Genomic DNA, 18,794 nt, shown 5'->3' with positions numbered 1-18,794 from the left:
TCATCTTTTTTACAAATACTCAAGCCCAACCCTATCGCCAATCCGACGCGCGGCAGGTAGAACCGCCCCAACCAAACCAGAAAGGACCGGCAAAATGCGCGTCTATTACGATCGCGATTGCGACATCAACCTGATCAAAGACAAGAAAGTGGCTATCCTGGGCTATGGCAGCCAGGGTCACGCCCACGCGCTGAACCTGCGCGACTCGGGCGCCAAGAACCTGGTCATCGCCCTGCGCGAAGGCTCGCCCTCGGCCAAGAAAGCCGAAGCGGAAGGTCTGGCAGTGATGGGCATCGCCGAAGCGGCTGCCTGGTGCGACGTCATCATGTTCACCATGCCCGACGAGTTGCAGGCCGAGACCTACAAGAAATACGTCCATGACAACATCAAGCCCGGTGCCGCCATCGCGTTTGCCCACGGCCTGAACGTCCATTTCGGCCTGATCGAGCCAAAAGACGGCGTTGACGTCATCATGATGGCCCCCAAAGGCCCTGGCCACACCGTGCGCGGCGAATACACCAAAGGCGGCGGCGTGCCCTGCCTGGTCGCGGTTCACAACGATGCAACCGGCAAGGCGCTGGAAATCGGCCTGTCCTACTGCTCGGCCATCGGTGGCGGCCGCTCGGGCATCATCGAGACCAACTTCCGCGAAGAATGCGAAACCGACCTGTTCGGCGAACAGGCCGTTCTGTGCGGTGGTCTGGTCGAACTGATCCGCTGCGGCTTTGAAACTCTGGTCGAGGCCGGTTACGCACCCGAGATGGCCTATTTCGAGTGTCTGCACGAAGTGAAGCTGATCGTTGACCTGATCTATGAAGGCGGCATTGCCAACATGGATTACTCGATCTCGAACACGGCTGAGTATGGCCAGTATGTCACCGGTCCGCGCATCCTGAAATACGACGAGACCAAGGCCCGCATGAAAGCGGTTCTGGACGACATCCAGCAGGGCAAATTCGTCCGTGACTTCATGCTGGAAAACGCCGTTGGCCAGCCGACCATCAAAGCGTCGCGCCGCGCCAATGACGAGCATATGATCGAAGAGACCGGCGCTAAGCTGCGCGGCATGATGCCGTGGATCTCGGCCGGCAAGATGGTCGACAAAGAAAAGAACTAAACCTGACGGATGTCAGTCAAAGGGCGGCCTAAGCGGTCGCCCTTTTTCGTTTCTAGACCGTATTGGCAAAGCATTCGCCCAGTACGAAATCCCATCCCGTATCGTAGCCGCCGCGCTTTTGGGGCGCTTCATCTGCCCAGACGTCCCAGCCGGAATGCGTCAGGGTGACTTTGGCCTGCCCCGAACCGCAATCCTCAAAACGCACATCGACGCGCGTTGGAGACCCGCTGTTGGTGCCCGGATGCCAGGTGAATGCCACGGATCGGCCGGGCTCGATCGCCAGCACCTGACCCCAGTCGGCACGGGTTCCGTCGAACATGACCTCATAAACCGCGCCACCGATCCGGGGTTCAATAACCACGTCCCTTGCCGGTTGTCCCTGCGATGCGGACACCGCGTGGCTGTCCAGCGGCCACCATGTACCGATGCGGTTGACGAAGATGTCGAACGCACGCGCAGCTGAGGCACTTACGACAATTGTTTTGACAATCGGGTCTGTCATGGCCCCTCTCCGGCTCTGTTCACCTCATCTGCAAAGCTGTTCATCACGTCGGTCCAGTACCGGTCGAGCCATGCGCGCAGCTCTGCCAGCCCCTCGGTGCGCACCGCATAGATCCGGCGCGTCCCTTTCGCGTGGCATGTCACCAGTCCGGCATCCGACAGCACCTTGAGATGTTGTGAGACGGCCGGTCGGCTTACCGGCAGCTTTGACGCAAGCTCACCCACTGCCTGAGGCTGGCTGGCGACGGCCTCGAACACTTGCCTGCGGGTCGCATCGCCCAAAGCTGAAAATGTCGAATCGTAAGTCATTGCTTACGGTAAGTTCAAACTAACGTTAAGTCAAGATCAGCCCGTGACACCGGCGCGCACGCGGGATAAGGGGATGGAATGGTTGAACAACCCACGAAGCAGGACTGGAGCGGCGTTTTCACGCTGGGGCTTATTTGGGGCGGCACATTCATGGTCGTCGCGATGGCTTTGGAAGGCTATGGCCCGATTACCGTGGCGACATCGCGCACCACATTGGGGGCGGTGACGTTGCTTGTCCTGATGCGGATCACCGGGCGCCGCATGCCGGTTTTGACACCCGCGCTGACTACATCAATCCTGCTGATTGGCGTGCTGTCGACTGCGGTGCCTTTCATGCTGCTCAGCTGGGGGCAGCAATATGTACCCTCGGCTTTTGCAGGGTTGTCCATGGCTGCAATTCCGCTGATGGTGTTGCCGCTGGCGCATTTCTTTTCAGATGAGCCGCTGAACCTGCGTCGGTTTCTGGGCGTGTGCCTTGGGTTTTCCGGCGCATTGGTCCTGATCGGACCCGGTCTGGCAAAGCTGGGTCAGGGGACCGAGCCGCTGGCGCAGCTGGCCTGTGTCTCGGCTGCCCTCTGCTATGCCTCGACGTCGATTCTGACACGACGCTGCCCGCCGGTCGAGCCGCTGGCGCTGGCCGCGCTGACCCTGCTGGTCGGCGCTGTTCTGCTGGTGCCCATCATGCTGCTGATCGAAGGTGTTCCCACGTGGCAGGGCAACCGCCCATCGCTGGCCCTGATCGTGCTTGGCCTGATCCCCACAGCATTCGCCAACTTACTGCGGGTTTCGATCACCCGCAGCGCCGGATCGGTGTTTTTGACACTGGTGAATTATCAGGTGCCGATCTGGTCGATGGTGTTCGGGGCCTGGATCCTGTCCGAGGCCCTGCCCCTGCGGTTCTACGTCGCCCTGGCCCTGATCCTGACGGGCATGGCCATCAGCCAGTGGTTCAGCCTGCGCAAGGTTCTGTTCGGGCGCTAGCCTGCGGCGGCTTCGACCTCGGCCACGATGCTGTCGACGACCTGTACCAGCAGCGCGTCATCCTCGCATTCGGCCATAACACGGATCAGCGGTTCGGTGCCGGATTTGCGGATCAGCAACCGGCCCTGCCCGTTCAGCCGCGCCTCGGCATCGGCAATGGCGGCTTTAACGCTTTGAACTTCAAGCGGAGTTTGACCGTTGGCATAGCGGACGTTCTTCAACAGCTGCGGCACAGTTTCGAATTGCTTGGACAAGTCCGAGGCTTTGCGACCGGACAGAACCATCTCGGCCAGGAAATGCAGACCGGCCATCAGGCCATCGCCGGTGGTGGCATAATCGCTCATCACGATATGGCCGGATTGTTCACCACCCAGGTTGAAGCCGCCTTCGCGCATACGTTCGACCACATAGCGGTCGCCGACGGCTGTGCGCTCCAGCCGCATACCGTGTGACGAGAGGTGCCGTTCGAGCCCCAAATTGGACATCACGGTGGCCACTAGGGCATCGCCTTTCAACTGCCCGGATTTTTTCCAGGCCGTCGCCAGCAGTGCCATAAGCTGATCGCCATCAGCGACCTGACCGGTTTCGTCGACGATAACGACCCGATCCGCGTCGCCGTCCAGACAGACACCAACGTCAGCGCCATGCGCCACGACGGTTTCGGCAGCCAGTTGCGGCTTGGTCGATCCGCAGTTGAGGTTGATGTTCTTCCCGTTGGGCGAAATCCCGATCGGGATCACGTCTGCGCCCAGTTCCCAAAGAACCTCGGGCGCGGTGCGGTGGGCGGCGCCATTGGCACAGTCGATCACCACCTTCAGGCCATCCAGACGCACATCGCGCGGCAGCGAGGATTTCACACGCTCGCCATATCTGAACCGGGCGTCATCAACACGACGCGCCCGTCCGATATTCTGGGCCTGAGCAGGCCGGACACCTTCGTCGATCAGCTTTTCGATGTCGATCTCGGCCTGATCGGACAGTTTATAGCCGTCGGGGCCAAAGAACTTGATGCCGTTGTCCTCTGCCGGGTTGTGGCTGGCCGAGATCATGACACCCAGATCGGCCCGCATCGACCGGGTCATCAAACCCACCGCAGGCGTGGGGACCGGCCCCAGCAACAGCACATTCATTCCCGTCGACGTCAAACCGGCGGTCAGCGCGTTTTCCAGCATATAGCCGGACAGGCGCGTGTCCTTGCCGATGACGACCCGGTGCACACCGGTCGCATCACGCCGGAAATAGCGCCCCACCGCAGCCCCGATGCGCAACGCCATTTCCGCTGTCATCGGATGCGTGTTGGCCGTGCCCCGCACCCCATCGGTTCCGAACAGCTTGCGCATTGGTGTCACTCCGTGATTTTCCGTGAGACCGGATTACCGGACAGCAGCCCATAGGCGCAAGGCCTGAGCAGTCTCGGCGACGTCGTGAACGCGAATGATCTGCACGCCCTGGGACAATCCGGCCAAAGCCACGGCAATTGAACCCGGAGCGCGGGCAGTCTTGTCCGGTTCCCGTCCAATTGTTCCGATAAAGCCCTTGCGGGACACGCCCAGCAGGATCGGGCAGCCAAGCCCGTGAAACAGGCTGAGATTGCGCAGCAAGGTCAAGTTATGGTCTTCGGTCTTGCCGAAACCGATGCCCGGATCGACCATGATCAGGTCGCGCCGAAGCCCCAGGTTCTCCAGCAGAGCGATCTGGGTTTCGAGGAAGTCGTAAACATCCAGCAACACGTTGTCGTAGCTGGGGTTTTCCTGCATCGTGGCCGGATCGCCCTGCATATGCATGACGCAGACCGGTGTGCCCTTGGCGGCGCAAAACGGTGCCAGTTCGTGATCGAAGGTGAACCCCGAGACGTCGTTGACCAGCCCCGCGCCCGCCGCACACGCCGCTTTAGCGACGCTGGCTTTGCGGGTGTCGATTGAAATCAGGGCATCCGTTTGCGCGCGAATCGCCTCGATCACCGGGCGGGTGCGGGCAATTTCCTGATCTGCCGGAATGAAATCCGCACCCGGGCGCGTTGATTCCCCGCCGACATCCAGAATGGTGGCCCCATGCGCCACCATCCGGGCGGCGGCATCGCGGGCGGCCTCGACCGAGCTGTGAACGCCCCCGTCCGAGAAACTGTCAGGCGTGGCGTTGAGAATGCCCATGATATGCGGCACCTGCATATCCAGCCCGGCGATGGGTGCGCGCGGGCCGGTCAAGCGCTCCAACGCCCCACCGGGAATGTCCGATGCCGCCATGACCTGCGGAGCGGTATCGCGCCCAAGCGCTTCGACATGGGTAAACCACAGGGGTTGACCTGCCAGAGAAAACGCGCCAGCGGGCCGGGTCTGGCCGTGCTGAACCAGCGGTCTGAAATAGATGCTCACAATTGGGCCTGATCCACGGCCACAGCCCGCAGGGGGGTTTTGGGCGCTTTCGGCAATTCGCCGCCGATGACCATCATCTCACTGGCTTCAAAGGTCGCGGCAAACCATGCGGCCAGAGCCACGGCGTCGGAGGGCGCGGCGGACGGACCATCCACCGCGTCCAGAACGATCTTGGACGGGGCCCAAACACAGATCTGGCCGTTCTTCATGGCCCAGTCCAGTTCCGTCCGAGTTGAAACCACCTTGCAGCGGTGATCGCGTGCGGCCAGAACCCACGCGTTTTGCTCGATCGCAAGCAGGTCAATCCGGCGCTGTGTCATTGCGTGGCCGGTTTGCGGTGCAGCCAGGTCTGACGCCCCCACACACAGGATCAGCGGGCGTTGGCGGTTCTGCAACTGGTCGATCCACCCGGTCAGATTGTCCGAGGCGATGGCGTCGTTCGACAGGTAGACCAGACGGGGATGCGGGCGGTCTTCCTCGGTCACGTCGTGATGAACCGAGTCTTTCCCGCGCACGATCTCGACCCCAAGAGCGCCCGGACCGCGATCCAGTTTTTCGATGCGAACAAAGACCCTTACAGCCTGAGGTTCATGCAAGATACGTTCGGCCACACGCTCGGCCAGGGTTTCAAGCAGGTTCAGACGCTCGGCCGCGAGCTCATAGGCAATGGATTCCGTTACCCGGTCATAAGACAGGATGCGATCCACATCGTCGTCAATCGGGTCGGTCAGAGGCCGGACTTCGACCACGATATTGAAACAGATCCGCTGGGTTGTTCCCCGCTCGGCCTGAAACGCACCGATTTCAACCTCGACAATATGGTCGCGCAGGGAAATGCGGTCCAGCGGCCCTCGGGGCGAGGTCGCCTCGGACCGTTCGGACGGGTGCGCAAATGCCAGTCGGATTTCAGAACTCATGGGTCCGGCCTTTTCGGCTTGTTGCAGGGCTTGCCCACTATAGGCGTTGCAAGGGCCTATAACATTCAAACAAACGCCATTCCAACCGCCGAATGCGGCGTCAGGTGACGCGAAACCAGCTCATCATACCCGAAGCGGCATGTCCCAGCATATGGCAATGCAACAGCCAGTCCCCCGGATTATCCGTGACCAGCGCGATCTGGCGGGTTTGTCCGCGATCAACCAAAACAGTGTCGCGCCACGGGCCAAGCGATCCGTCCGGCTGGATCAGTCGGAAGTGGTGGCCGTGCAAATGCATGGCATGTGGAAAGACTGTTTCATTGACAAACTCGATCCTGTGAAGGCCGCCAGTCCGGGCGTCCAGAAACGGGTCGGACGGGCGTTCCGCATAACCGTTAAGGGCCCAGAACCGGCCCAACTGCGCCAGTTCCTGGCCTGACAATTCAGTGTCCCCGATCCGGGCGTTGTCCAGCCAGCGCATCGCCCCGCCTTGCAGGGACATCCGGTGCAATGGTGCGGATGAGACATCCTCGATGACTGGCAAAGGGTTGGGCGGCAGCGCCGCCACGCCTTGTCGTGGCGCGGGTGCGAGAGGTTCGTCGACATCGAACCGAACGATGCCAAAGGCACCGTCGCGTTCAACACTCACCAGACTTGCCGTATCGCCCGCAGCCACGACATCCACAACCAGATCGATACGTTGTGCGGGGGCGATTGGGAAAGCCCCCGACAATGGGATCGGCGTTTCCAGTGGCATACCGTCAAGGGCGACGATCCAACCCGACAATCCGTCGAGATCCAGGTCAAAAATTCGCGCGTTGGAGGCGTTGATCAGGCGCAGCCGAAGACGGTCGTTCCGTCGCACCTGAACACGCGGGTCAAGGGATCCGTTGACAGTGATGATATTCCCCAGCCGACCAGCGTGGCTGAGGTCATGACCATTGTCGAAATCATCCGTGATCTGGGCGGTTTCCGGATCAAGCCGCCAGTCGTCCAGCATCAGCACCAGATCCTGATCCACATCGGGGGCAGCAGTTTCTTCGACGATCAGCGGCCCGTAAAGCCCGCGCGCAACCTGTTCCATCGACTGGTTATGCGCATGATACCAATAGGTCCCTGCGTCGGGAACGACGAAGGAGTAATCAAAGCTTGCGCCCGTCTCGACCGCGTCCTGCGTCAGGCCGGGTACACCGTCCATGGCGTTTTCGATGCGAATACCGTGCCAATGGACCGACGTGGCCTGCGGAAGCTGGTTCATCAGGGTGCGCTGGATGCGGCCGCCCTGCCTGACGCGCAGTTCAACGCCAGGGACAGACCCGTCATATGTCCAGACTGCCGTTTCAGGATAACTTGCCGGCGCGATCGGGTGTTTGGTTACACGCGCATTAAGCGGTGCAAAACCCGCACTGGCCACACGCGGCATCAGCAGTGCTGCTGCAGCCGTTTGCAAAAGGTGTCTGCGGTTCAAATTCATTACGGGCCTCCTGGCCCGCAATATAGGATGCAACCTGCCCCGCGCCAGCAAGCTTCCAGCGCGGGTGCGTCAATCAGTTGCTCGCTGTCCGGTAGTTGTGGCGGTAAAAAACATGCACGCCGATTTTCGCCGTCTGTTTATAGACCCGCGACCAGGATGGGCGAACCGACGTCGTGTGATAGTGCGTCGCCCCTTCGGTCAACTCATCCGCCACACCATCAATGGCTGCCCGCGCGACTTTTGCCACACGCTCATACGCCGTTTTCTCGTGGATGACCTCTTTGCGGCCATCGCAGGTGTATGTGAACTGGCACTGGTATTTCTTGCCGGTCCCCTGATGGATCACCCCGCACAGGGAATCCGGGAAACGGCTGCTTTTGACCCGGTTCAGGATCACTTCGGCAACCGCGAACTGGCCGCGCACGCTTTCGCCGCGCGCCTCGAAGTACAGGGCTTCGGACAGGCATTTCCAGTTTTCACCACCAGAGGCCTTTGGTTGCTGGTCAAGCCAGTCTTTGGAGAAGGACACTTCGACAGGTTCAGCCGCCTTACGGGGCTGGAACAGCTTGAAATAGTCCCGAAAACTTTGCGCCGGCAGTTCACTGCGGGCGACAAGTTCTTGTTTTGCAGTATCAGTCGCTTCCTTCTCGGCGAAGGACGCACTCGGCAGCACGGTTGCCGCCACTGCGGCAACAGCCAATATGTAACGTAGCATCAGATAACCTCGCACAGGCACATCACGCGCCATACCCTCCCCCGGCGGGCGCGACGAGGCTGATACCCCAGACTGAGGCAAAGGTCCAGTATCTTGAAAAAAGCAAGTGGAAAATCGCCCGTAGCGAAAATATTTTTCGCCTACGAGTGACCGGATAACCCACTATTCCTTGGGGTTCAGCGCAGTGTCAACCCCCAAGTCTGGAGGAAATCGCCAGTTGAGCGGCAGCCAGCCGAGCGACCGGAACCCGGAACGGTGAGCACGACACATAGTCGAATCCAAGATCGCGACAGATGGCGATTGATTCGGGGTTTCCACCGTGTTCGCCACAGACCGAAAGGGTCACATCCGGCTTCGCGGCACGTCCGCGTTCCGCCCCGAGTTTCAGCAACTCACCCACCCCGTCCGGATCAAGGACGTGGAACGGATCTTCGGTAAAGACCCCCTGCCGCACGTAAGCGGACATGAAACGACCGGCATCGTCGCGGGACAGACCATAAGTCATCTGTGTCAGGTCGTTTGTACCAAAACTCATGAAGGCGGTCTGCGGCGCGATCTCTTCCGCGCGCAGACAGGCGCGTGGCGTTTCGACCATGACGCCTAGCCGGTATTCGAACTTCTGCCCCCGTTCCGATTCAACGGCGGCGGCAACCGAGTCGATGCGGGATTTGACAAGTTCAACCTCGCGCTTGGCGGAAACCAGCGGGATCATCACTTCGGGTACCACCGGGGCACCGTTTTTTCGGGCCTCAAGCGTGGCTTCGAAAATCGCACGCGCCTGCATGTCGTAGATCTCGGGCACGGTGACACCCAGACGAACGCCGCGCAGGCCAAGCATGGGGTTGTATTCGGTCATCGCCTCAACCCGGCGTTCGACGTCAGACACGGGCAGGTCCAGCGCCTCGGCCAGTTCCCGTTGCCCGGTGCGCGTTGTCGGCAGAAACTCATGCAAGGGGGGATCGAACAGGCGGATGCAGACAGGCTGGCCTTCCATGATCCTGAACAGCTGAACAAAATCCTCGCGCTGCATCGGAAGCAGGCGTTCCAGCACTGCCGCCCTGCCCGCCGAGGTTTGCGCAAAGATCATTTCGCGCATCACGATCAGACGACCGGGATCAAAGAACATATGTTCGGTCCGGCACAGACCGATCCCCTGAGCCTGAAAGTTCCGGGCCGTCTGCGCGTCAGCCGGTGTGTCAGCATTGGCGCGGATGTCGATGTCACGCTCGGCATCGGCCCAGCCCATCAGCGTCTGGAAACAGTCATCCAACGCGGCCTCGAGCATGGCGGGCTGACCGGCCAGTACCTGACCCGAGCTGCCATCAATGGTGACAATATCGCCGGTTTTAAACACCCGCCCATCCGGTGCGGTCAGCATCTTGTCTTTCGTCTGAAACCGCATTTCCGAGGCCCCGACGATACAGGGCAGGCCCAATCCGCGCCCGATCACGGCCGCGTGGCTGGTCATGCCGCCCTTTTCCGTCAGAACCGCTACAGCGGCGTGCATCCCGCGCACATCCTCGGGCGAGGTTTCCCGGCGCACCAGAACACACGCCTCGCCCCGAGCGGCACTGGCCTGTGCTTCGGCCGAGGTGAACACGATCTTGCCGGTCGAGGCACCGGGGCTGGCACCAATGGCCGTGGTCAGCACGTCGCGGCGTGCATCGGGGTGTACCTGACGGTGCAGAAGTTCGTTCAGCGCGTGCGGGTCGACACGCATCACCGCCTCTTGCGGCGGGATGATACCGTCTTCGGCAAGACGTACGGCAATGCGCATGGCCGCGCGGGCCGATCGCTGCACCCGGACACCATCCAGAATATGCACAGTGCCGTCCTGAATGACGAATTCGACCTGCATCTCTTCGCGCAGTTTCTCGCGCATCAGGGCAGCATGCGTTTTGACATCGGCGAAAGCATTGGGCGCGACCTCTTCCAGCGAGGGGCCGCGTGGGTCTTTTTCCAGAAACAGGGCGGCCACATCTTTGCCCAGTGCATCGCGCCCCTGGCTCTGGCTGAGGTAGCGACCGGTGATCTGTGGCATTCCGGTTGTGGAATCAACCAGTTGCAGAACGCCCGATCCGCATTCCCCTTTGCCGACGCCGGGGATCATCTCTTGGATGACCAACCCAAGCCCGGCATCAGCGGGTGCCCCCTTGGCCTGCCGCAGCAAGCGCGCGGACGTCCCGTCCCATGCACGTGCCATCGAGCGCAGAACACCGATCAGCTGTTCGCCCCTGTCCTGCGGAAAGACCTCGTCGGTTTCGTCCTCGTAGGCGCGCAGCGAATGGCGCAGCCCTTCGCGGCCGTCGGCGTCAATGTCATCAAACACATCCGCATCCAGCCGCGCCACGTGGATCGCATAGCTTTGAACGAACCTCAGATACAGGGCTGCGGCGGCCTCGGCCCCCATGGTGTCGGACAGGTCGACATAACGGGCATCGTTCATTCCGATATTGAGAACCGCGCCGGGACCACCCCAATCGGGGTCTTCGGAACTGGGCCGGACGCATAGCAACGAGGTCGGATCGAACTGTTCGAGGATCGCCGCAATATCCGGGGTTGTCCCTTCTGCGATCTGGTGAACGGCATCAAATGACAACGCAACTGTTCGGGGCACCGGCAGGTCCAGCCGGACCAGACGTTGCAGGCATTTGGCCCGCCCGCCATGCCTATGGGCGGTGACAGGCGCGTCGGATGTGATGAGCGTCGTATTCGGATTATTCTGCACTGCAGCACCTTTTGGTTTGCCTGCAGCATAAGCGCTTGCGCCCTTCACGCAAGAGCGTTGTGGGCGCGCCTGCCAGCGCGCCCGGTCGTTTACCCTTCGATCCGGGTCAGATCGGCCACGCTGGAGCAGATCTGCCGGATCTGGCTGAGCAGGTTCAGCCGGTTGCGGCGAACAATATCATTGTCGGTGTTGACCTGCACATCCTCAAAGAACGCATCCACCGGCCCGCGCAGCCCCGCCATGGCGGCCATGGCCGTGGGGAAATCTTCGGATGTCAGCGCGGGTTCGATTTGCGCCTGTGCTGCACCCAAGGCCGCAAACAATGCCTTTTCGCTGTCGGTTTCGGCGAATTTCACATCCGCACCGTAGGAATACTCCACCCCGTCCTTTTCCTCGGCCTGGGTCAGGATGTTGTTGGCGCGCTTGAAGCCCTGCACGAGGTTTTCGCCATCTTCAGTCGCGATCACCGCGTTCAGCGCGCGGGCGCGTTTGACCAGCAGATTGAGGTCATCATTGCCGTCCATCGCGATACAGGCATCGATGACGTCGTGGCGGATGCCTTCGTCGCGGAGGAAGACCTTGAGGCGGTCGTGGAAGAACGAGAGGAGATCGTCGGATGCGTCGGGGATCTTCTTTTCAAGGCTCAGGAAATCGGCACCCGACACTTCGCCCAGCCTTTCCTTGACAGTCTGGAAGGCTGCGCCAAACACGCCGTGATCTGCGATTTCATCCAAAAGTTCGTCAACGTTTTCCGCCGCCAGCGCCTCGTTTGCAGCGCTTTCAGCACGCAGCAGCTGTCCGTCGAAAAACCGATCCAGATGCAGGCGCAGGTCATTGTCGAGCACCAACCGAATAACCCCCAACGCAGCACGGCGCAGGGCAAACGGGTCTTTTGAGCCGGTAGGCTTTTCATCAATCGCCCAGAACCCCGCCAGAGTGTCCAGCTTGTCGGCCAATGCAACGGTTACCGACAGCGGAGCCGTGGGCACGTCGTCTGATGGCCCCAAAGGCGAGTAGTGCTCTTGCGCGACGGCGGCCACGGCGGCATCTTCGCCTGCCGCTTCGATGTAATACCGCCCCATAAGGCCCTGAAGTTCGGGGAATTCGTAGACCATTTCCGAGCTGAGGTCGGCCTTGGCCAGGCGCGCGGCTTTTTCAGCCTGATCGGCATCGGCTCCAGTCACTGGGGCCAGTTCGCGGGCCAGGGCGGCGATGCGCCCGATCCGGTCGGCCTGCGTTCCCAGTTTGTTGTGGAAGGTGACGTTTTCCAGCGCGCGGGTCCATTGTGCAATGTCCGATTTGGCAATGCGCAGGTCATTTTCCCAAAAGAACTTGGCGTCGGCCAGACGGGCCGACAGCACTTTCTGATTGCCCGCCAGAATGGTCGCGCCATCGTCAGCCGTTTCGCGGTTCGCAACAGTGACGAACCGTTCAATCCGGCCCGTTTTGGGATTGCGGACCGAGAAGAACTTTTGGTGTTCTTTCATCGAGGTTTGCAGCACCTCGGGTGGCAGGTCGAGGAATTCGTCGTCGATCCGCCCCATCAGGACGACCGGCCATTCGACCAGACCGGCGACCTCGGCCAGCAGGCCCTGATCTTCGACCAGTTCAAGACCGGCGGCAAAGGCCATGTTCTGGGCGTCGTTCCAGATGTGCCGGGCGCGTTCCTCGGGGGACAGGACGACAAAAGCCCGCTTCAGCTTGGCCGCGTAATCGTCGAAGGACGTGACCGAAAAGCGGCTGGGCGCCATGAAGCGGTGTCCTGCTGTGGTATCGCCGGACGAAATGCCATCGACATCCATTGGCACGACCTGCGCCCCGGCCTCATCCGTCAGAATGCACAGGATCGAATGCAGCGGACGCACCCAGCGCAAGCTGCCACTGCCCCAGCGCATGGATTTTGGCCAAGGGAAATTGCGGATGGTGGTTTCGAGCACTTCGGCAATGATCTCGGCCGCGGGGCGACCGGCCTTTTCGATGGTGGCGAAATAGATGGCCCCCTTGGGCGTTTCGCGTTCTTCCAGCTGATCACGTGTCAGGCCCGCGCCGCGCAGGAACCCTTCGATTGCTTTATCAGGCGCGCCGACCTTTGGACCCTTGCGTTCTTCCCGGATGGTGGGGCTTTTCGCCAGCAGCCCTTCGACCGCCAGCGTCAGGCGGCGGGGCGTGGTCAGAGCGGCTGCGTTTGCATAGGTCAAACCGGCCTCGACCAGACCATCGGTAATCCGCTTTTTCAGATCCTCGCCGGCACGGGCTTGCATCCGTGCAGGGATCTCTTCGGAGAACAGTTCGATCAGCAGGTCGGGCATTGTCGGTCCTTAGAAATTGACGATCGTCTGAATGACGATGGCATTGGCGATATCCACAAAGAAGGCGGATACAAGGGGCAGCACGATAAAGGCAATAGGCGATGGGCCATATCGCTTGGTCACGGCTGTCATATTTGCGATTGCGGTGGGTGTGGCCCCCAACGCAAAGCCGCCAAACCCGGCGGCCAGTACAGCAGCGCGATAGTTGGACCCCATGACCGGGAACAGCACCCAGAGGACGAACAGCACCGCGAACACCGTCTGCGCTGTCATGATCACGGCAATGGCCATGCCAAGCTGCGCAATGGTCCAGAGTTGCAGGCTCATCAGCGACATTGCCAGAAACGCGCCCAGCGCAAATTCCGAAATCAGCGCCAGCGATGGTGTGCGCGACACTTTCGGAGCATCGGGAAACAGCGCGTCCCGCAGATTGGCGATCACGATGCCCATGATCAGGCAGGGCACGAACAGCGGCAGTTTCAGCCCGGCGGCGGCAATTGATTCATTCAGTGCATATCCCAAGATGATCGCCAGGTTCAGGTGCAGCAGGACGCGCATGACGGTCAGATGATCGATGCTTGTGGTGTGCCCGTCATGCTCATCCGGCAATCCGACGCTGGGTTCTTCGTCAGGGCGGTCAGGCGTCAGGCCGCGCCGTTCGACCAGCAGGCGCGCGATCGGGCCGCCAACCAGCGCGGCAAGCACCAATCCAAGGGTGGCGACGGCCACACCCAGTTCGGTCGCGCCGTCAAGCCCCGTTGCCTGCGCCACATCCGGCGCCCATGCGATTGCCGTACCGTGCCCACCGATCAGGGCCGCCGATCCGAACAACACACCGGCCTGTGCGGGATAGCCGAAGATCACCGCCCCAGCCGCGCCAATCACATTCTGAAAGACTATCGTCGTCAGAGTGAGAATCAAAAGCAAGATTAACGGCTTACCGCCCGCAATGAGGTCAGACAGACGGGCGTTCAGGCCGATCCCGGCAAAAAACAGGACCAGCAGGAAATCGCGGGCTGTCAGGCCAAAGGACAGTTCGATCCCGAAGACCAGATAGAGCGTCAGAACCACCAGCGAGGCCAGCAGGCCCCCTGTCACGGGTTCGGGGATGTTGAAATTGCGCAGGGTTGTCACACGTGCGTTGATCTCGGCCCCGATCAGATAGACCGCAAACCCCAGAGTGGCCGTCAGGAAATCGGGGATTTCTATGACATGGCCCACGGTCTGCTCCTTCAGTTTTCCGGGCGCGGCGGACATTCCTCGCCCACGACGGTACCGTCATAGGCTTTTTCACCGCAATTGTTCAACGCATGCCAGACATAGCCCTTGCCATCCGCGGTGATCGCCACAATCCGGTCGACACCGAAATGGATGTTCTTCACCCCCATGAACGCCCGCGCCTGCCCGGATTCAAGCGCTTCCGCCAAAGACACCGCATCGTAGCAATCAAACCATCCCGGTGCGGTCAGGGGTTCGGAGTTTTCGACAGGCACGTATCCAGCCATCTGGTCCGGCGACAATTCGGTCTCGAAACAGGCGCGATACCGGATAGGCGAACTGTCGGCGTCGATTGCCTGAAACCCGGAATAGGCGATGGGTTCCGGCACACCGCCTGCATCCGTCATCAGGGCAACGTCCTGCCCCGGTTGCGGTTCGACCTCATAATAATAGCCGTAGACCTGTAGATAATACATGCCGACGCCTGCCACGATGGCCGACAGCAGCAGAAGAATTGCCAGCAGTTTTCCCGTCATCTTTCAGGCCGCCTCTTTCAAGTTCTTGTAAAATGGGACAGGTTTCATCGGGGAACAGGCAGAAACGAGGTCTACACGATGGAATCCACCCTTGCCGTCGGATTTTTCGGCGCATTGTTTGCGATCATGAACCCGGTCACCAACCTGCCGGTGTTTCTGAGCGTCACTCAGGACCTGTCTGCCGCCGAACAGCGCAAGATTGCGGTCAAAACCGTGATCTACTGCCTGATCCTTGGCGGTGCCTTTGCCCTGGTCGGCAGTCAGGCGCTTGGCCTTTTTGGCATCAGCGTCAATCATCTGCGCGTCGCCGGTGGTCTGGTTGTCATGATGATCGGTCTGAACATGCTGAACGGGCACGAAAGCACCTCTCACCACGGGACGAAGGGGGAGAAGGACGCTTACCCCGAAGCCGACACCGTCGCCTTTTATCCGCTGGCCTTTCCCATTCTGGTAGGCCCCGGCACCATCACCACGCTGATCCTGTATGCACACCAGATCAAGAAGCCCGTAGAAGCCTTTGTTTATGCAGGCGTATTCCTTGCCGTTGTTGGCCTGCTTCTGATCACGTTCTGGAATGCGGCCTGGCTGGCCCAACGCCTGTCCGACACCGCGCGCGTGATCATGAGCCGCTTTATGGGGATGATTCTTGCGGCTATCGCCGTCAGCATGATCGCGGACGGCCTGAAAGCCCTGTTGCCGGGACTGGCCTGATCGCCTCATCCGGCGCTGAACCCGGCGGCCTCGGTCTGCACAAAGGCATCCGCGCATTGCTTGGCCAGCGCCCGCACGCGCCCGATATAGGCCTGCCGTTCGGTGACCGAGATCACACCCCGTGCATCCAGCAGATTGAAGATGTGTGACGCCTTGATGCACTGGTCATAGGCCGGATGCGCCATGATGATGCGCTTGCCGGTTTTCGGGTCGTCATGCGCCTGCGCCAGGATCGTGGCGCATTCAGCCTCGGCCTCTTCGAAATGGCGCAGCAGAACCTCGGTATTGGCGACGTCAAAGTTCCAGCGGGCGTATTCCTCTTCGGTCTGTTTGAAGATGTCGCCATAGGTCAAAGCGCTGGGGGATTGCGGATCGTTAAACGGCATGTCCATCACGTGGTCGATGCCCAGCACATACATGGCCAGACGCTCGAGCCCATAGGTCAGCTCGCCCGAGACAGGCGCGCAGTCATGGCCGCCGACCTGCTGGAAGTAGGTGAACTGGCTGACTTCCATTCCGTCACACCAAACCTCCCAGCCAAGCCCCCACGCGCCGAGTGTCGGGCTTTCCCAGTCGTCTTCGACAAAGCGGATGTCGTGCAGATCCATGTCGATGCCGATAGCCTGAAGGCTGCCCAGATACAGATCCTGCAAATCCGGCGGGCTGGGTTTGATCAGCACCTGATACTGGTAGTAATGCTGGAGCCGGTTGGGGTTTTCGCCATAGCGCCCGTCCGTGGGGCGGCGCGACGGCTGAACATAGGCTGCGGCCCATGCCTTGGATCCCAGCGCCCGCAAGGTGGTTGCGGGATGGAACGTTCCTGCCCCGACCTCCATGTCATAGGGTTGCAGAATCGCGCAGCCTTTCGAGGCCCAGTAGGACTGAAGCCTGAGGATGATTTCCTGAAATGAACGCGGTGCGCTGGTCGGTTCGGTCATGACATTCCCTCTGGGCGCCCCGTGCGCCCGGTTCCGGTCGGTTTGGCCCTTCCTATGCAAGGGGCCGAGGGGCGTCAACGGGGCTTTGGGCTGCGGCTGTATCTGCGCGGCCACACCACAAATTCCCCGCATTCACAGCATGGTATTTGGCAAATGAAATCGCGTATTCTGCCCCTCAGTACAAACACCGCATAACACGGGCAGACTATGACACGCGTATTTTCAGCAATTCTTTTGTTTCTTCTGGTCGGCCTGCGCGCCGCGACCGCTCAACAAGACCCCGGCGTCTGGGTTCAGGTCGAGGCGCAGCCGTCGCTGCGCGAAGCGCAGGACCGGGCGCAAGCCTATGCCAGCACCCTGCCCGACGTGAACGGGTTTCGGCTGAACAGTGGCTGGTATGCCATCGTGATCGGCCCTTATGCACGCGGGGATGCCGAGCAGGTATTGCGCGTATACCGGGCCGAGGGGCAGATCCCGCGTGACAGCTTTGTCGCGTTTTCAAGCGCGTTGGGGCAACAGTTCTGGCCCGTCGGCGAAAACACCCTGAACCGCGACGCTGTAAGCGCGCCGACGGAACCGGCAGCGCAGCCGCAAGAAACCCTGACAATCGCGACCCCACAGGTTTCGGATGAAACCCGCGCACAAGCATTGCAGTCCGAGCGTCTTTTGACCGCGCAGGAACGGAAAGACCTGCAAACGGCCCTGCAAGCGGCTGGGTTCTATAATTCGACCATTGATGGTGCTTTCGGTCAGGGAACCCGCCGGTCGATGGGCGATTGGCAGCGGTTCAACGGATATGAGGCGACGGGCGTTCTGACCACGGCTCAGCGCAAGGCCCTGATGGATGAATACAACGCGCCGCTGATCTCGGCCGGGATGGACCGGTATTCCGATGACGCGGCCGGAATTGCGCTGGACATGCCGTTGGGTACAGTCAGCTTTGACCGCTATGAGGCACCGTTCGTGCATTTCAAAAGCGCCTCGGATATGAACGCCCAGGCCCTTTTGATCAGTCAGGAGGGTAACAAGAACACGTTGCGCGCCCTTTACGAGGTGATGCAGTCGCTTGAGATTGTACCGTTGAACGGCCCGCGCGAGCTGGGCCGCGACCAGTTCACCCTTGAAGGGCGCGGCAATGGGATCGTGTCATTCACGCAGGCGCGGCTGGCCGATGGGAAAATCAAGGGCTTTACGCTGGTCTGGCCCGAAGGGGACGAGGCGCGCCGCCTGCGTGTTCTGGCTGCGATGGCGACCAGCCTGAGCACAACGGACGCGGTTCTGGATGCCGCCGCCGGTGCGGATGCGGAACAGCGCATCGATCTGGTCTCGGGTCTTCAGATCCGCAAGCCCCGGTTGTCGCGGTCGGGCTTTTTCGCTGGCGCGGACGGTACGGTTCTGACGGTATCTGAAGCCGCCGAAAGCTGCACCCGGATCACCCTGGAGGGGGATCAGGAGGTTCAGCTGGCGCTGACCGACCCGGAGCTTGGTGTTTCGGTCCTGCGCCCTGCAAAAGCCCTTGCACCGATGAGTGTTGCTGCTTTCAGTACCACCCAGCCGCGCATCCAGTCCGAAGTGGCCGTATCCGGCTTTTCCTATCAGGGGGCTTTGGGCGCACCGACGCTGACCTACGGCCAAATCGCGGATATCCGCGGCCTGAACGGCGAGACAAGTGTCAAACGGCTGGCGCTGAACGCACAGCCCGGCGATGCGGGCGGGCCGGTCTTCAACGACAGCGGCAACGTGGTTGGTATGCTGCTGCCCACACCGTCCGAGGGGCGCACCCTGCCCGCGTCTGTCAGCCTTGCGGCAACGGTCGAGCGGTTGACAGAAATCCTGACGAAAGCCGGTGTTTCCGGGCAGTCGAGCGAGGAAACCACCCGGATTTCCCCCAACGAGCTGAACCGGCGCGCGACCGGAATGACGGTTCTGGTGCACTGCTGGGACTAAGCCCGCGCAGACATTGAAACC

The 18,794-nt window shown here is 60.9% G+C and carries 16 protein-coding genes; 4 read left to right on the top strand and 12 right to left on the bottom strand.

Annotated features, from left to right (window positions below; translation table 11 throughout):
• Positions 1-94 precede the first annotated feature (94 nt).
• Positions 95-1,117, top strand: a complete 1,023-nt coding sequence (gene ilvC / locus ACR0CE_RS08080; protein WP_267363386.1) for a ketol-acid reductoisomerase — start codon at positions 95-97, stop codon at positions 1,115-1,117.
• 52 nt (positions 1,118-1,169) lie between these two features.
• On the opposite strand, the gene ACR0CE_RS08075 is transcribed toward ilvC, so the two are convergent.
• Both ACR0CE_RS08075 and ACR0CE_RS08070 read right to left on the bottom strand, forming a co-directional pair.
• A complete protein-coding gene (locus ACR0CE_RS08075) occupies positions 1,170-1,619 on the bottom strand; it encodes an SRPBCC domain-containing protein (RefSeq protein WP_480831803.1) in 450 nt (149 codons plus the stop codon).
• On the bottom strand, positions 1,616-1,927 hold the full coding sequence (locus ACR0CE_RS08070; RefSeq protein ID WP_480831802.1) for an ArsR/SmtB family transcription factor: 312 nt from the start codon (positions 1,925-1,927) through the stop codon (positions 1,616-1,618). The genes ACR0CE_RS08075 and ACR0CE_RS08070 overlap by 4 nt, the downstream gene beginning before the upstream one ends.
• Before the next feature lie 78 nt (positions 1,928-2,005).
• On the opposite strand from ACR0CE_RS08070, the gene ACR0CE_RS08065 reads away from it, so the two are divergent.
• Positions 2,006-2,908, top strand: coding sequence for a DMT family transporter (locus tag ACR0CE_RS08065; RefSeq protein WP_480831800.1), 903 nt, complete (start codon positions 2,006-2,008; stop codon positions 2,906-2,908).
• Here ACR0CE_RS08065 and glmM read toward each other — a convergent pair.
• From glmM to ACR0CE_RS08020, 9 genes are all read right to left on the bottom strand, one after another.
• On the bottom strand, positions 2,905-4,248 hold the full coding sequence (glmM, locus tag ACR0CE_RS08060; RefSeq protein ID WP_480831798.1) for a phosphoglucosamine mutase: 1,344 nt from the start codon (positions 4,246-4,248) through the stop codon (positions 2,905-2,907). The genes ACR0CE_RS08065 and glmM overlap by 4 nt on opposite strands.
• Before the next feature lie 33 nt (positions 4,249-4,281).
• Entirely contained in the window at positions 4,282-5,280 is a 999-nt protein-coding gene (gene folP, locus ACR0CE_RS08055; RefSeq protein WP_480831796.1) for a dihydropteroate synthase, read from the bottom strand.
• Entirely contained in the window at positions 5,277-6,197 is a 921-nt protein-coding gene (locus ACR0CE_RS08050; protein ID WP_209504247.1) for a dihydroneopterin aldolase, read from the bottom strand. Before ACR0CE_RS08050 ends, folP begins: the two co-directional genes overlap by 4 nt.
• Positions 6,198-6,297: 100 nt before the next feature.
• Positions 6,298-7,671, bottom strand: coding sequence for a multicopper oxidase family protein (locus ACR0CE_RS08045; RefSeq protein WP_480831793.1), 1,374 nt, complete (start codon positions 7,669-7,671; stop codon positions 6,298-6,300).
• A 73-nt stretch (positions 7,672-7,744) separates the two neighbouring features.
• Positions 7,745-8,386 (bottom strand): cell wall hydrolase, encoded by a 642-nt coding sequence (locus ACR0CE_RS08040; protein ID WP_480485995.1) that lies wholly within the window; start codon positions 8,384-8,386, stop codon positions 7,745-7,747.
• A gap of 187 nt (positions 8,387-8,573) precedes the next feature.
• Positions 8,574-11,114 (bottom strand): putative PEP-binding protein, encoded by a 2,541-nt coding sequence (locus tag ACR0CE_RS08035; RefSeq protein WP_480773612.1) that lies wholly within the window; start codon positions 11,112-11,114, stop codon positions 8,574-8,576.
• An 89-nt stretch (positions 11,115-11,203) separates the two neighbouring features.
• Complete coding sequence (gene glyS / locus ACR0CE_RS08030) at positions 11,204-13,423, bottom strand: glycine--tRNA ligase subunit beta (protein WP_480831791.1); 2,220 nt, start codon at positions 13,421-13,423, stop codon at positions 11,204-11,206.
• 9 nt (positions 13,424-13,432) lie between these two features.
• Positions 13,433-14,680, bottom strand: a complete 1,248-nt coding sequence (gltS, locus tag ACR0CE_RS08025) for a sodium/glutamate symporter (protein ID WP_480831789.1) — start codon at positions 14,678-14,680, stop codon at positions 13,433-13,435.
• Complete coding sequence (locus ACR0CE_RS08020; RefSeq protein WP_480831787.1) at positions 14,656-15,177, bottom strand: DUF6446 family protein; 522 nt, start codon at positions 15,175-15,177, stop codon at positions 14,656-14,658. Before ACR0CE_RS08020 ends, gltS begins: the two co-directional genes overlap by 25 nt.
• A 78-nt stretch (positions 15,178-15,255) precedes the next feature.
• On the opposite strand from ACR0CE_RS08020, the gene ACR0CE_RS08015 reads away from it, so the two are divergent.
• Complete coding sequence (locus ACR0CE_RS08015; RefSeq protein WP_480831785.1) at positions 15,256-15,888, top strand: MarC family protein; 633 nt, start codon at positions 15,256-15,258, stop codon at positions 15,886-15,888.
• Between the two features lie 5 nt (positions 15,889-15,893).
• Here ACR0CE_RS08015 and ACR0CE_RS08010 read toward each other — a convergent pair whose 3' ends face one another.
• Positions 15,894-16,826, bottom strand: a complete 933-nt coding sequence (locus ACR0CE_RS08010) for a glycine--tRNA ligase subunit alpha (RefSeq protein ID WP_480505635.1) — start codon at positions 16,824-16,826, stop codon at positions 15,894-15,896.
• Positions 16,827-17,033: 207 nt separating this feature from the next.
• On the opposite strand from ACR0CE_RS08010, the gene ACR0CE_RS08005 reads away from it, so the two are divergent.
• Positions 17,034-18,773: a serine protease gene (locus ACR0CE_RS08005; protein ID WP_480831783.1), complete on the top strand. Its 1,740-nt coding sequence runs from the start codon at positions 17,034-17,036 to the stop codon at positions 18,771-18,773.
• Positions 18,774-18,794 lie beyond the last annotated feature (21 nt).

It is taken from the genome of Ruegeria sp. L11, from assembly GCF_056531755.1.
The sequence above is the reverse complement of the archived record's forward strand: the minus strand, read 5'-3'. Positions and strand labels throughout refer to the sequence as shown.

Coding starts and splice junctions, on each gene's coding strand:
- ilvC (WP_267363386.1), top strand. CDS start 95: ATGCGCGTCTATTACGATCGCGATTGCGACATCAACCTGATCAAAGAC.
- ACR0CE_RS08075 (WP_480831803.1), bottom strand. CDS start 1,619: ATGACAGACCCGATTGTCAAAACAATTGTCGTAAGTGCCTCAGCTGCG.
- ACR0CE_RS08070 (WP_480831802.1), bottom strand. CDS start 1,927: ATGACTTACGATTCGACATTTTCAGCTTTGGGCGATGCGACCCGCAGG.
- ACR0CE_RS08065 (WP_480831800.1), top strand. CDS start 2,006: ATGGTTGAACAACCCACGAAGCAGGACTGGAGCGGCGTTTTCACGCTG.
- glmM (WP_480831798.1), bottom strand. CDS start 4,248: ATGCGCAAGCTGTTCGGAACCGATGGGGTGCGGGGCACGGCCAACACG.
- ACR0CE_RS08050 (WP_209504247.1), bottom strand. CDS start 6,197: ATGAGTTCTGAAATCCGACTGGCATTTGCGCACCCGTCCGAACGGTCC.
- ACR0CE_RS08045 (WP_480831793.1), bottom strand. CDS start 7,671: ATGAATTTGAACCGCAGACACCTTTTGCAAACGGCTGCAGCAGCACTG.
- ACR0CE_RS08040 (WP_480485995.1), bottom strand. CDS start 8,386: ATGCTACGTTACATATTGGCTGTTGCCGCAGTGGCGGCAACCGTGCTG.
- glyS (WP_480831791.1), bottom strand. CDS start 13,423: ATGCCCGACCTGCTGATCGAACTGTTCTCCGAAGAGATCCCTGCACGG.
- gltS (WP_480831789.1), bottom strand. CDS start 14,680: ATGTCCGCCGCGCCCGGAAAACTGAAGGAGCAGACCGTGGGCCATGTC.
- ACR0CE_RS08020 (WP_480831787.1), bottom strand. CDS start 15,177: ATGACGGGAAAACTGCTGGCAATTCTTCTGCTGCTGTCGGCCATCGTG.
- ACR0CE_RS08015 (WP_480831785.1), top strand. CDS start 15,256: ATGGAATCCACCCTTGCCGTCGGATTTTTCGGCGCATTGTTTGCGATC.
- ACR0CE_RS08010 (WP_480505635.1), bottom strand. CDS start 16,826: ATGACCGAACCGACCAGCGCACCGCGTTCATTTCAGGAAATCATCCTC.
- ACR0CE_RS08005 (WP_480831783.1), top strand. CDS start 17,034: ATGACACGCGTATTTTCAGCAATTCTTTTGTTTCTTCTGGTCGGCCTG.